13 protein-coding genes are annotated in these 13,209 nt (G+C 67.3%); 9 read left to right on the top strand and 4 right to left on the bottom strand.

Translation table 11 applies throughout. The annotated features are described in order from the left end of the window. The first annotated feature begins 3 nt into the window (after positions 1–3). Together cysW and C7449_RS09850 are read left to right on the top strand one after the other, a co-directional pair. The gene (gene cysW, locus C7449_RS09855; protein ID WP_108002591.1) at positions 4–900 is read left to right on the top strand and encodes a sulfate ABC transporter permease subunit CysW; all 897 of its coding nucleotides are present in this window, start codon (positions 4–6) and stop codon (positions 898–900) included. Then, on the top strand, positions 897–1,919 hold the full coding sequence (locus tag C7449_RS09850; RefSeq protein ID WP_108002590.1) for a sulfate/molybdate ABC transporter ATP-binding protein: 1,023 nt from the start codon (positions 897–899) through the stop codon (positions 1,917–1,919). The genes cysW and C7449_RS09850 overlap by 4 nt, the downstream gene beginning before the upstream one ends. A gap of 52 nt (positions 1,920–1,971) precedes the next feature. Here C7449_RS09850 and tlpA read toward each other — a convergent pair whose 3' ends face one another. Next, on the bottom strand, positions 1,972–2,652 hold the full coding sequence (gene tlpA / locus C7449_RS09845) for a thiol:disulfide interchange protein TlpA (RefSeq protein ID WP_245414336.1): 681 nt from the start codon (positions 2,650–2,652) through the stop codon (positions 1,972–1,974). Positions 2,653–2,677: 25 nt separating this feature from the next. Here tlpA and argH point away from each other — a divergent pair, with 25 nt between their 5' ends. The 4 genes from argH (at position 2,678) to C7449_RS09825 (ending at position 8,464) form a co-directional block, all read left to right on the top strand. Beyond that, a complete protein-coding gene (gene argH / locus C7449_RS09840) occupies positions 2,678–4,081 on the top strand; it encodes an argininosuccinate lyase (protein WP_108002588.1) in 1,404 nt (467 codons plus the stop codon). Between the two features lie 118 nt (positions 4,082–4,199). Continuing rightward, the gene (lptM, locus tag C7449_RS09835) at positions 4,200–4,391 is read left to right on the top strand and encodes an LPS translocon maturation chaperone LptM (RefSeq protein WP_108002699.1); all 192 of its coding nucleotides are present in this window, start codon (positions 4,200–4,202) and stop codon (positions 4,389–4,391) included. Positions 4,392–4,404: 13 nt separating this feature from the next. After that, a complete protein-coding gene (gene lysA, locus C7449_RS09830; RefSeq protein ID WP_108002587.1) occupies positions 4,405–5,673 on the top strand; it encodes a diaminopimelate decarboxylase in 1,269 nt (422 codons plus the stop codon). Positions 5,674–5,821: 148 nt separating this feature from the next. Further along, positions 5,822–8,464: a TIGR02302 family protein gene (locus C7449_RS09825; protein WP_108002586.1), complete on the top strand. Its 2,643-nt coding sequence runs from the start codon at positions 5,822–5,824 to the stop codon at positions 8,462–8,464. A gap of 309 nt (positions 8,465–8,773) precedes the next feature. Here C7449_RS09825 and C7449_RS09820 read toward each other — a convergent pair whose 3' ends face one another. From C7449_RS09820 to C7449_RS09810, 3 genes are all read right to left on the bottom strand, one after another. Then, positions 8,774–9,133: a response regulator gene (locus tag C7449_RS09820; RefSeq protein ID WP_108002585.1), complete on the bottom strand. Its 360-nt coding sequence runs from the start codon at positions 9,131–9,133 to the stop codon at positions 8,774–8,776. 141 nt (positions 9,134–9,274) lie between these two features. Further along, positions 9,275–9,817, bottom strand: a complete 543-nt coding sequence (gene hpt / locus C7449_RS09815; protein ID WP_108002698.1) for a hypoxanthine phosphoribosyltransferase — start codon at positions 9,815–9,817, stop codon at positions 9,275–9,277. Positions 9,818–9,883: 66 nt separating this feature from the next. Further along, the gene (locus tag C7449_RS09810) at positions 9,884–10,588 is read right to left on the bottom strand and encodes a hypothetical protein (RefSeq protein ID WP_170115843.1); all 705 of its coding nucleotides are present in this window, start codon (positions 10,586–10,588) and stop codon (positions 9,884–9,886) included. A 173-nt stretch (positions 10,589–10,761) separates the two neighbouring features. On the opposite strand from C7449_RS09810, the gene ftsE reads away from it, so the two are divergent. Genes ftsE through C7449_RS09795 form a run of 3 tightly spaced genes read left to right on the top strand, consistent with a single transcriptional unit; the run spans position 10,762 to position 13,181 of the window. Then, on the top strand, positions 10,762–11,421 hold the full coding sequence (gene ftsE / locus C7449_RS09805; RefSeq protein WP_170115842.1) for a cell division ATP-binding protein FtsE: 660 nt from the start codon (positions 10,762–10,764) through the stop codon (positions 11,419–11,421). Further along, complete coding sequence (locus C7449_RS09800) at positions 11,414–12,421, top strand: cell division protein FtsX (RefSeq protein ID WP_108002583.1); 1,008 nt, start codon at positions 11,414–11,416, stop codon at positions 12,419–12,421. Before ftsE ends, C7449_RS09800 begins: the two co-directional genes overlap by 8 nt. A gap of 40 nt (positions 12,422–12,461) precedes the next feature. Beyond that, positions 12,462–13,181: a YdcF family protein gene (locus C7449_RS09795; protein WP_108002582.1), complete on the top strand. Its 720-nt coding sequence runs from the start codon at positions 12,462–12,464 to the stop codon at positions 13,179–13,181. Positions 13,182–13,209: the final 28 nt, after the last annotated feature.

Genomic DNA, 13,209 nt, shown 5'->3' with positions numbered 1-13,209 from the left:
CCGATGAAACCGCATCATTCCGGCCGCCGGCCGCCCCGCATCGGCGACGACCCGCTGTTCCGCCGCGTCCTGCTCGGCGTCGTGCTGTTCTTCGTCGCCGTCATCATCGTCGCACCGCTGGCCGTCATCGGCGTCCAGGCCTTTTCCAAGGGGCTTCCCTATTTCGCCGGCGCGATCGCCGAGCCGGATACCCTGCACGCGATCCTGCTCACGGTGCTGACGGCACTGATCGCCGTGCCGATCAACACCGCCTTCGGCGTCGCCGCCGCCTGGGCGATCACCAAGCACGATTTCGCCGGCAAGCGGCTTCTGACGATCCTCATCGAGATCCCCTTTTCCGTCTCGCCGATCGTCGCGGGCGTCGCCTACCTGTTCGTCTACGGCCTGCAGGGCCTGTTCGGGCCGGCGCTGGAGAGCGCCGGGATCAAGATCATGTTCGCGCTGCCCGGCATCGTGCTGGCCAGCATGTTCGTCACCGCCCCCTTTGTCGCCCGCGAACTGATCCCGCTGATGCAGGCGCAGGGACGCGACCTCGAGGAGGCGGCGACCTCGCTCGGCGCCAGCGCCTGGCGCACCTTCTTCTCGGTGACGCTGCCCAACATCAAATGGGCGCTGCTCTACGGCGTCGTGCTCTGCAATTCGCGCGTGATGGGCGAATTCGGTGCGGTTTCCGTCGTCTCCGGCAACATCCGCGGCCAAACCAACACCCTGCCGCTGCACATCGAACTGCTCTATCACGACTATGACGCCGTCGGCTCCTTCGCCGCCGCCTCGATCCTCGCGACGCTGGCGCTGGTGACGCTCGTCGTCAAGGTGGCACTGGAGCGCCAGGGCGCCGGCCGCAGCAAGCGCCCGGCGACGCTCGCCGGCAATGATACACTCTCGGAGGTCAAGCCTTGAAAATCCGCCTCAACGACGTCGTCAAGACCTTCGACACGTTCCGCGCCGTCCATGGCGTCTCGCTGGAGATCGAGAGCGGCGAGCTGGTGGCGCTGCTCGGCCCCTCCGGTTCCGGCAAGACGACGATCCTGCGCATGGTCGCCGGGCTCGAATATGCCGACCACGGGCACATCTATTTCGGCGACGAGGACGCCACCGACATTCCGGTGCGCGACCGCGGCGTCGGCTTCGTCTTCCAGCACTACGCGCTGTTCCCGCACATGACCGTGGCCGAAAACATCGCCTTCGGCATGAAGGTGTCGAAGGTGAAACGCACGCCCGAGGCGATCCGCGACCGGGTCGAGGAGTTGCTGGCGCTGGTGCAGCTTTCCGGCCTCGGCGAACGCTTCCCGGGGCAGATCTCCGGCGGCCAGCGGCAGCGGGTGGCGCTGGCGCGTGCGCTCGCCGTCGATCCGCGCGTGCTGCTGCTCGACGAGCCGTTCGGCGCCCTCGACGCCAACGTGCGGCGCGACCTGCGCCGCTGGCTGCGCAAGATCCACGACGAACTCGGCATCACCACCCTGTTCGTCACCCACGACCAGGAGGAGGCGCTCGACCTCGCCGACCGCGTCGTCATCCTCGACAAGGGCAATATCGTGCAGGAGGGGACGCCGGAGGAGGTCTGCCGCGCACCTCAGAACGCCTTCGTAATGAAGTTCCTCGGGGACGCCAACGCGCTGCCGGCGACGGTGCGCGACGGCAAGGCCTATGTGCAGGACATCGCCTTCGACGCGCCCGACCTCAAGGACGGTCCGGCCGACCTGCTGTTCCGCCCGGCCGACGTTTCCTGGCGCGAGAGCGGGGACGGGGTGCCGGCCCAGATCCTGCGGGTGCTCGACCGGCCGGATTCGCGCCGGGTGCTGGCCAGGACCACTGGCGGCCAGTCGATCGAGTTCGACACCGCGCCGGAGTTTCCGCACAAGAAGGGCGAACAGGGTTTTCTCGACATCCGCCGGCCGCGCGTCTACGCGACGACGTGAGGGGGCGGCGCTTAGACGCGGCTCCCGATTCTGGAAGAAAGGTCCTGCCGGTTCACAAAGCCGGCGCGGTCGGGAGGGCGGCCTTGATCAGCGCCTTGGCATCCTCGCTGTCCCAGACGGCGGGGCCGTTCATGGCGGAGACGAGGCAGCCCTTCTCGTCCATCAGCAGCGTCACCGGCAGGCCGTAGGCAAGGCCTTCCTTCTTCAGGGCGTTGAAGACGCCCATCGAGCTGTCGCGATAGTAGCCGAGGTCGTGCACGCCGGTCTCGTCGAGGAAGGCCTGCGGCTTCTCGTCGGTGCCGGTGTCGATGTTGATCGCCACGACCTCGAAGCGGTCGCTGCCGAGTTCCTTCTGCAGCGCGTTCAGTGCCGGCATTTCTTCGCGGCAGGGGAAGCACCAGGTCGCCCACAGATTGACGAGCAGCGTCTTGCCGGAGAAGTCGGCGATCGTGCGCGGCTTTCCGTCCGGCCCGTTGAAGGAAAGCGCGGGCAACGGGCGCGGCTGGTCCGCCGCCTTCATGGCGGCGACCTGGCCGGTGAAGAACGGGTCGAGGGCGGCGGCCTTGCCCTTCGCGGCGGTGCACTGTCCGGCATCGGCAACCACCGTGGCCGCGCCATTGCCAGACCGGCTCTCCATCACGTATACCGCTGCCGCACCGGCGAGGATGCCGGCAAGCGCGGCCAGCGCAAGCAGCTTGACGGCCGGGCGGCCGGGTTTCTTCTCGACTGTCATTTCACTCTCCAGGACAGGCAATCCCATGGCTGACGCAAAATCCGAGACCCAATCCTCGAACCAGATGTGGGGCGGTCGCTTTGCTTCCGGCCCGGATGCGATCATGGAGGAGATAAATGCCTCCATCGGCTTCGACAAGAAGCTCTATGCCCAGGACATCCGCGGCTCGATCGCGCACGCCACCATGCTCGCCCATCAAGGCATTATTTCCGCCGAAGACAAGGACAAGATCGTCGCAGGCCTGGAAACGATCCTGAAGGAGATCGAAAGCGGCACCTTCGAATTCTCGCGCCAGCTCGAGGACATCCACATGAACGTGGAGGCCCGGCTTGCGAACCTGATCGGCCCCGCCGCCGGCCGGCTGCACACCGCACGCTCCCGCAACGATCAGGTCGCGCTCGACTTCCGCCTCTGGGTGAAGGAAGAGCTGCAGAAGACGGAGCGGGCGCTGACGGCGCTGATCGCCGCCTTCCTCGACCGCGCCGAGGAGCATGCCGACACCGTGATGCCCGGCTTCACCCATCTGCAGACGGCCCAGCCCGTGACCTTCGGCCACCACTGCATGGCCTATGTCGAGATGTTCGGCCGGGACCGCCTGCGCGTCCGCCATGCGATCGAGCACCTGGACGAAAGCCCGATCGGGGCTGCGGCCCTTGCCGGCACCGGCTTTCCGATCGATCGCCACATGACGGCCAAGGCGCTCGGCTTCCGCGAGCCGACCCGCAACTCGATCGACACGGTATCGGACCGCGACTTCGCGCTGGAATTCCTGTCGATCGCCGCGATCGCTGCCACCCACCTGTCGCGGCTGGCGGAAGAAATCGTCATCTGGTCGACGCCGCAGTTCGGGTTCATCCGGCTGTCGGACGCGTTTTCGACCGGCTCGTCGATCATGCCGCAGAAGAAGAATCCTGACGCCGCCGAGCTGGTGCGCGCCAAGACCGGCCGCATCAACGGCTCGCTGATCGCGCTGCTGACGGTGATGAAGGGCCTGCCGCTCGCCTATTCCAAGGACATGCAGGAGGACAAGGAGCAGGTTTTCGACGCCGCCGAGAGCCTGGAACTGGCGATCGCCGCGATGACCGGCATGGTGCGCGACATGACGGTGCGCGCCGACCGGATGAAGGCCGCGGCCGGCTCGGGCTACTCCACCGCCACCGACCTCGCCGACTGGCTGGTGCGCGAGGCCGGCCTGCCCTTCCGCGACGCCCACCATGTCACCGGCCGCGCCGTGGCGCTCGCCGAGCAGAAGGGCTGCGAACTGGCCGAACTGCCGCTCGCCGAGCTGCAGGCGATCCATCCCGCGATCACCGACAAGGTCTATGGCGTGCTGACGGTGGAGGCGTCGGTTGCGAGCCGCACCTCGTTCGGCGGCACCGCGCCCTCGAACGTGCGCCAGCAGGTCGCCTGGTGGCGGGGGCGGATCTGATCCGGCAACCGATCAATCGCCTTGCATGAAACATCAGCAGAATCAGGGTGCACAAGGGGCCTCCGGTTCTGCTAAGTGTTTCACAACCATCGAGACCTCTTTCGGAGCCGTGACCCGCATGACACTGAAGACCACTGCCAGGCTGGCCCTCGTTCTTGTTCTTTCGGCGACCGTAATGGCGGCCTGTGGCCGTAAGGGTGATCTCGAACGACCCGGGGTGGCGGCGGCCAAGAGCACGACGCCGGGCGGCGCGGATGCGAACAAGCCGGCCGTCGAGGACAAGCCCTTCATCCTCGACGCCCTCCTCTGACGGATACGACACTGTGAACCATTTCGAATATCGCGACGGCATTCTCTTTGCCGAGGATGTGCCCGTTCCGGCGATCGCCAAGGCGGTCGGCACGCCCTTCTACTGCTACTCCACCGCGACGCTGGAGCGGCACTACAGGGTGTTCTCGGAGGCGTTCGAGGGCGTCGACGCGCTTGTCTGCTACGCGATGAAGGCCAACTCGAACCAGGCGGTGCTGAAGACGCTGGCGCGCCTCGGCGCCGGCGTGGACGTCGTTTCCGAAGGCGAGCTGCGCCGCGCGCTTGCCGCCGGCGTCCCGGCCGACCGCATCATGTTTTCCGGCGTCGGCAAGACGCCCCGCGAGATGGACCTCGGCATCGAGGCGGGCATCTACTGCTTCAACGTCGAATCCGAGCCGGAGCTGGAAGTGCTGAACGCCCGGGCGGTGAAGGCCGGCAAGCAGGCGCACGTCTCCTTCCGCATCAACCCCGACGTCGACGCCCGCACGCATGCCAAGATCTCGACCGGCAAGAAGGAGAACAAATTCGGCATCTCCTGGGAGCGCGCCCGCGCCGTCTACGCGCATGCCGCCAAGCTGCCGGGCATCAAGGTGACCGGCATCGACATGCATATCGGCAGCCAGATCACCGAGCTGCAGCCGTTCGAGGACGCCTTCCGGCTGTTGCGGGAACTGGTGCACACGCTGCGCGCCGACGGCCATACGATCGACCACGTCGACGTCGGCGGCGGGCTCGGCATTCCCTACCGGATCGACAACACTCCGCCTCCGCTGCCCGATGCCTATGCGAAAATCGTCAAGAACGAGCTCGAGGGCCTCGGCTGCCGGATCATCACCGAGCCGGGCCGGCTGATCGTCGGCAATGCCGGCATCCTGGTGACGGAGGTCATCTACGTGAAGGACGGCGGCGAAAAGACCTTCGTCATCGTCGACGCGGCGATGAACGACCTGATCCGCCCGACGCTCTACGAAGCCTGGCACGAGATCAGCCCGGTGACGATCTCGGCCGCCAACGCGCCGCGCATCCGCGCCGACGTGGTCGGCCCGGTCTGCGAGACCGGCGACTATCTGGCACTCGACCGCGACATGGCGATGCCCAGGCCGGGCGACCTGATCGCCGTCGGATCGGCCGGCGCCTATGGCGCGGTGCAGGCCGGCACCTACAATACGCGCCTGCTTGTGCCCGAAGTGCTAGTCAGCGGCGGCGAATTCCACGTCGTGCGCCCACGCCAGACCTACGACGAACTGATCGGCCTCGATTCGATTCCGGACTGGCTCGACTGAAGGGCGGCCGCTGCCGATGCGGCCAAACGGCCTGCGAAACGATCACGATTTCGAATGCGCCCTCGTCTTCGCCACAAAGGCTGCTATCCTTTGACCATGGCGAAGCCGTCGCGCCGATGGCCGGGGCGAAGCGGGGATTCGAGGACGGATGCAAGAGGACGTGAAACCGCCTTCCGGTGAGGACATTTCCACTCGCAGCCTCGCGGCCCGGCTGGGCCGCAGGCGCATGGTGGCGCGTGCTGTTCTCTTTGCAGAGACCCTCCTCCCGAGGCTTCTTCCCCTCGTCCTGCTTGTCGCCTGCTTCCTGGCGCTGACCTGGTTCGGCTATTTCCGTCACGTGCCGGCCTGGCTGCACATCGCCACGCTGGCGGCCTTCGGCGTGGGACTCGTCCTGCTGGCGGCGCGGCTGCGCCACGCAGTCTGGCCGGCAGCCGAGCGCGCCGACCGCATGCTCGAGGAGCGCAACAACCTCACCCACCAGGCCATCCAGGTACAGGCGGACCGGCCCGTCCGCGGCGGGCCGGTGGCCGAGGCGCTCTGGCGCGAGCACCAGGCGCGCATGGCCCGGATGATCGGATCCCTGCAGGCGGGGCTGCCGCGCCCCGATATCGCCCGCCACGACCGCCACGGCCTGCGCGCCATCCCGCTGCTGCTGGTCGCCGTCGCCTTCGCCTTCTCCTATTCCAACCAGGCGGGGCTGCTGTCGGACGTCGTGACGCTGCGCCAGCCGGCGGAGACCAAGCCGGACGTCCGGATCGACGCCTGGGTGACGCCGCCCGCCCATACCGGCCGGGCGCCGATCTTTCTGACCGGCCCGAACATCGCCGCGGAAGGGCCGCTGCGGGTGCCGCAGTTCAGCGAGCTGACCGTGCGCATCACCGGCGGGAACGGCGCCGCCGGCGTGGCCTACACGCCGGACGGCGAGCCCGCGGTCGCCATCCGTCCGGAAGAGCCGAAACAGGCCCCCCAAGCGGCGGCCTCCGACCGCAAGGACGAAGCAGCCGCCCCGGCGCCGGGCACAGCACCGACGACGTTGCAGTACAAGATCGTCAAGGACGGCGCGCTGTCGATCGAGGGCCACCAGTGGGCGTTCAGCGTCATCCCCGACTTGGTGCCGGAGATTGCCTTCAACGGGCTGCCGCGCAGGACGGTGGCCTCGGCACTGGAGATCAGCTTCATCGCCAAGGATGACTACGGCGTCCAGTCCGCGTATGCCGAAATCGTCCCCGTCGATCCGCCGGCCGAAAATGCCCACCCGCTCTATCCGCCGCCGGAATACCGGCTGGACCTGCCGCGCCGCAACGCCCGCGATGTGAAGGGCACGACGAGCCGCAACCTGACCGAACACCCGCTGGCCGGCAAGCGCGTGCGCATCACGCTCGTCGCGCGCGACGCCGCCGGGCAGGAAGGACGCAGCCAACCGCAGGAGATGATCCTGCCGGCCAAGGTGTTCTCCGAGCCGCTGGCAGCCGCCGTCGCCGAGCAGCGCCAGACCTTTGCACTCGACGCCAACCAGCTGCCGCGGGCGATCGCGCTCAACGAGGCCTTGATGCTGCGGCCGGAGGAGACGATCCCCAACCTCACGCATTTCCTGCTCATCAGCTCGGCGCAGGAGCGCATGCGGCTGGCCCGCAACGACGACCAGCTGCGCGAGACGGCCGCCTATCTCTGGGAAATCGCGCTCGGCATCGAAGATGGCAACCTCTCGCTCGCAGACCGGCGGCTTCGCGAGGCGCAGCAGGCGCTTTCGGAGGCGCTGGAGCGCAATGCGCCCGACGCGGAGATCGCCAAGCTGATGCAGGAGCTGCGCGACGCGATGCAGGCCTACATGCAGGAACTGGCGCGCCAGGCGCAGAAGAACGGCCCGATGCAGCAGAATGCGCAGCAACAGGGGCAGATCCTCCGCCAGCAGGACCTGGAGCGGATGATGGACCAGATCGAGAACCTGGCCCGATCCGGCGCCAAGGACCAGGCCCAGCAGTTGCTGTCGGAAATGCAGCGCATGCTCAACAACCTGCAGGCCGGCCGCCGCTCGCCGCAGCAGAACGAGCAGTCCAACGCCATGCGCCAGCAGATGGACAAGCTCGGCCGGCTGATGCAGGAGCAGCAGAAGCTGATGGACCAGACCTTCAACCTCGACCAGGCCTTGCGCGATCGCATGGACAATGGCGTTCCCCTGCCGGGCGAGGACGAAATGTTCGGCAATCCCGGCGACAATGGCCGCGAGCAGCAGCAGCAGCAGCAGGGTCAGCAGCAGGGTCAGGGCCAGTCGCCGACCGATCAGATGACCGAGGAGCAGCTACGCCAGGCCCTGAAGGACCTGAAGGGGCAGCAGGACGGGCTAGGCAAGCAGCTCGGCGAGTTGCAGAAGGGGCTGTCGGAGATGGGCATCAAGCCCGGCAAGGGCTTTGGCGAGGCCGGGCGCGAGATGAAGGGCGCCTCGAAGGCGCTCGGCGAGGGCGAGGGCGAACCCGCCGTTGGCAGCCAGGGCCGGGCGCTGGAAGCGCTGCGGCAGGGCGCCCAGGACATGATGAACCAGATGCAGGCCATGGGCCAGGGCGGCGTCGGCGAGGGCCAGCCGCAGATGGGCCGCGACGGCCGCGACCCGCTTGGACGCGAACGCCCGACGAGCGCGCAGGGCCCGGACTATGACGGCCGCACCCGTGTGCCGGAGCAGATCGACATCCAGCGGGCGCGCGAAATCCTGGAAGAGATCCGCCGTCGGCTGGGCATCGGCGACCCGCCGGTAATGGAACGCAATTACCTGGAGCGGCTGCTAGGGATCGATTGAGGGGCCAGCCGTCGTCCGATGGGGGTGGAGATGAAATTGCCTGCGCGTTCCGTTCTTTACGGGCAAGCCCGCCGGTCGACCCGGCCGGCAGCCAGGCCCAACGCCGGGGATTTTGCCGCAAGGATCAAAAGCGCTCGCCTAGACGGAATACTCTTCGCCCAGCGCGCCCCTGCCCTATAGCCGGCTTCGGTAGAAGCTTTCAATTTAGTTTGCAAAAGCCTTGAAGCACGGCGCGATCATCCAGATTGTTGGCCGTGCCTCAGTTGGCTTGCCTGCGTCCGCAAAGTGTCTCTTGTCGGGCGCCAGTCCTCAGGCCGCCAGCGCGCGGGCGACGGCGGTGCGGATATCGGGCAGGCTGAAGGGCTTGGCCACCACGTCGACGATCTTCAAGGCGAGGTCCTCGGCGCGCTCCCGCTGCTCGGCATAGCCGGTCATCAGCAGGATCTTGAGGTCGGGACACGCCTCGGCAGCCTTGTGTGCAAGCTCGATGCCGTCCATCACCGGCATGCGGATATCAGAGAGCAGCAGGTCGAATTCGCCCTCGGCGAGGGTTTCGAGGCCTTGCGCGCCGTCCGCCGCCTCGACCGTTTCATGTCCATCGAGCCGGAGCGCCCGCGCCACGAAGCGACGAAGCGCATCCTCGTCCTCGGTGATCAGAATTCTCGCCATGGTGTTCCCTCCGGGCCTATCTCATCCGGCCCTGTCCGTGCGGCGCGCATGCGCGCCATGCCTATCGCTGCTTCGGGCCCGAAAAGACCAGAGTTTCGTTTGCGATCGGTAAACGCCGAGGGGATTAGCGGCGGCTGTGTTCTATTCTGCGTCGCCAGTGACGACGCCGACAAAGGGCAGCTCGCGGAAGGCATAGGCGACGTCCATGCCGTAGCCGACGACGAAGTGGTCGGGGCACTCGAAACCGACGTAGTCGGCCTCGAGATCCGTCTCGCGCTTGACCCGCTTGTCCAGCAGCACGGCGATGGTGACGTGCCGGGCGCCGCGCTCCAGCAGCAGCTCCTTGGCGAAGCGCAGCGTGCGGCCGGATTCGAGGATGTCGTCGATCAAAAGCACGTCGCGGCCATGGACGTCGCTATCGATATCCTTGACGATCTTGACGCCCTGTGACGTCGTGCCCTTGCCGTAGCTGGAGAGCGTGATGAACTCGACCTCGGGCGCCAGTCCGGTCGCATGCATGGCGCGAATGAGGTCGGCTGCGAAGATGAAGGAGCCCTTCAGGATCGAGATCACCAGCAGGTCCTCGGTCGGACCGGCCTTGATCTGCGCAGCCATATCAATGTTGCGCCGGGCGATCTCCTCGGCGCTGTAGAGGGTTTCGATCTTCTTTCCGCGCACTACCATCTGCATGGCGACCTGGCTCCGTGACTGTCGCGGCGCCCTGCCGCATCAGCCAGCCGCATAGCACACTCACGGCGACGGTGCACCCGCCGGGACGAAGGAAACGGCCACTTTCGGCATGTTTGCGCCGCCATGGGGGATGCGCAGCCGGAACGGGTTCGTCGCGCCGGCCGGCAGGCTGTCCTGCTCCGGATCGATGCGATGTCGCGCCACCGAGCGCCCGCCGGCGATGACGTCGACGACGATGGCCGGCACCGGCCGTGCCTGCGGGGAGCGGTTCGCAACCGTGCCGTAGACGGAAAGCACCTTCAGGCCGTCGCGATCGTCGAGCGAGGTGGAAACGGCCTCGATCCGCACGCCGCGGTCCTGCACACCCCCCGAAAGAACGGTTGCGAGCGCGGAAAGGCCACCGGCGAAGAAGAAGCTTGCTGCGACCGCAGCGGCGACAAGAGCCCCGAAGGCACGGGCCGGCAGGAACTGCAACAGCCGCTCGACAAGGCGTGCCGCGAGGACGAGACCTGCGGCGATCAAGCTGCCTGCCTGCGAGACGATCGCGGTGGTGGACGAGCCGCGGTGGCGATCGCCCCGAGCCCGTGCGGCAGTGGCGGCCGGTGCGGCCGGGGCGGCCGGGGCGGCCGGAAGGACGACGAACTCGGCATCGACGACGCCGGGCTTCGGCCGCGCCGCCGCGGGGCTTCGCCGCCGCGTGCCGGGCTCCGGCGGCAGGAGATCGATGCGGACGCTTCTGTCGCGCCGTGCGCCGGATGCGCTCATGGCAGGGCTCCCTGTCGGTCGCAAACCGTGTCGCCCGCAAAAAGTCGGGCATTGAAACGGATTCTTACGAAACGTAAACCATATTGGTTAATGCTTCGGAAACCGGCCTTGGATGGGCCTTGATTCCGTGCAATCCGCGAGGCCGAAGCCTGCGCGCAACGACGAGAACCGGTTTGATACATTTCGAAAATGTCGGACTGCGATACGGCATGGGACCGGAGATCCTGCGCGATCTCACCTTCGACATTCCGCGCCGATCCTTTCAGTTCCTGACCGGCCCTTCGGGCGCCGGCAAGTCGACGCTGCTGCGCCTGCTGTTCCTGTCGCTGCAGCCGACGCGCGGGCTGGTGCGGACCTTCGACCGGGACATCGCGACGATCCCTCGCGACGAATTGCCGATGCTCCGGCGCCGCATCGGCATCGTCTTCCAGGATTTCCGCCTGCTCGAGCACCTGACCACCTACGAGAACGTCGCGCTGCCGCTGCGGGTGCGGGGCAAGGAGGAAGCCTCCTATCGCGCCGACGTGCTCGACCTGCTGAAATGGGTGGGGCTCGGCGAGCGCATCAACGTGCTGCCGCCGGTGCTCTCGGGCGGCGAGAAACAGCGCGTGGCGATCGCCCGCGCGCTGATCGACCGGCCCGAACTGCTGCTCGCCGACGAGCCGACCGGCAACGTCGACCCGCCGATGGCGCGGCGCCTGCTCAGCCTGTTCCTCGAACTCAACCGGCTCGGCACCGCCGTGGTGATCGCCACCCACGACCTGTCGCTGATGGACCAGGTCGACGCGCGGCGCATGATCCTCTCGCAAGGGCGGCTCGACATCTATGAGTGAGGGCGCAAAACAGCAGCCGCAGCAGCCCGCACCGCCGAAGCGGCCGGAGATGCGCGTGCGGCCGACGGCGCCGATCGTGCCGCCGGCCAACGTCGCCGGCAACGCGCTGATGTGCGTCATCGCCATCATGGCCTTCCTCGCCTGCCTGACCTACGGCGCCGTCAGCATGGTGCGGGCGACGGCGGCGAGCTGGCAGAGCCAGATCTCGCGCGAGATCACCATCCAGATCAAGCCGGACGAAAAGCTGGACATGGAGGCGGCGCTGCGCGACGCGCGCGACCTCGCGATGACGTTCTCCGGCACGAAGGACGGGCAGATCATCGACCGCGCCGCCACCGCGAGGCTCTTGGAGCCGTGGCTCGGCGAGGGCCTCGACCTCGACGAACTGCCGGTGCCGCGGCTTGTCGTGATCACCATCGACGAGCGCGATCCGCCGGATTTCGCCGGAATGCGCGAGGCGCTGGCGCAGACGATCCCGCAGGCCGTCCTCGACGACCACCGGACCTGGGTGAACCGGCTCGTGGCGATGGCGCAGACCACGGCGTGGATCGGCACGGCCGTGCTGGTGCTCGTCTTCTCGGCGATGGTGCTGACGGTGGTGTTTGCCACGCGCGGCACGCTGTCTGGCAACCGGCACATCATCGAGGTGCTGCACTTCGTCGGCGCCGAGGCGGGATTCGTCGCTTCGGAATTCCAGAAGCATTTCCTGAAGATCAGCCTGAAGGGCTCGTTCGCCGGCGGCGCACTGGCGGCGATCGTCTTCGCCGCGGCAGGCTTCTGGCAGACCCGCTCGCTGGCCACCCCGCAAAGCGACCAGGCGACCGCGCTGTTCGGCACCTTCTCGGTCGGGGTCGGCGGCTATCTCGGCATCGCCGCGACGATGATCGTCATTGCCCTTCTGACGACGCTGACGGCGCGCTTCACGGTGATGCGGACGATCTTCGAGATCGACCGCATCCGCTCCGATCCGGCGCGCACCGACGGGCTGCCGGACAGCTGAGACTCGTGCTTGCCGCAATCACCAGTTATGTAAGAGAATCATGGCCGCGACGGACGACACGACAGACACGGTGACGCAGGATCGACCGCCAGCCCGGCGCTGGCGGATCCGCCCGATCCGGCGCTTCGTGCGGCTGTTCCTGCTCCTTTTGCTTCTGGCCTGCGGCCTGCTGGTCACGGGTTTCCTCTACTTTGCCGAAACGGTCGCCGGCATGGAGCCGCCGCGCAATCCGCAGGCGGACGGCATCGTCGTGCTGACCGGCGGCTTCCAGCGAATCGACCAGGCGATCGATCTCCTGAAACAGGGAGCGGGCGAGCGCCTGCTGATCTCCGGCGTTAATCCGACCACCAGTCGCAGGCAGATCCGCAGTTTCACGCAGAGCTCCTCCACCCTGTTCGACTGTTGCGTCGACATCGGCTACGACGCCATGGACACGATCGGCAATGCCAACGAAACGGCGCAGTGGATTCGCGACCACGGCTACCGCCGGGTGCTGGTCGTCACCAACAACTACCACATGCCGCGCAGTCTTCTCGAGTTGCGCCGCAGCGACCGGCAGACCGAGTTCCTGTCCTATCCCGTCATCAACACCGACCTGAAGAACGGCAGCTGGCTCGGCGAGCAGCGGGTGATGCGGGCGATCCTGTCGGAATACCTGAAATATTCCGTCGCGGTCGCTCGCGAGGTGATCGGTGCGGGGACGGCAAGCGGGCTTCGGCGCGACGAGACGGCGCAGGCCTCCTTCGCCCAGACGGACTGAGTCCGCGTCGCAAGCCGGTTTCCGCCAG

The organism is Mycoplana dimorpha, from assembly GCF_003046475.1.
GTDB classification, from domain to species: Bacteria; Pseudomonadota; Alphaproteobacteria; order Rhizobiales; family Rhizobiaceae; genus Mycoplana; species Mycoplana dimorpha.
The sequence above is the reverse complement of the archived record's forward strand: the minus strand, read 5'-3'. Positions and strand labels throughout refer to the sequence as shown.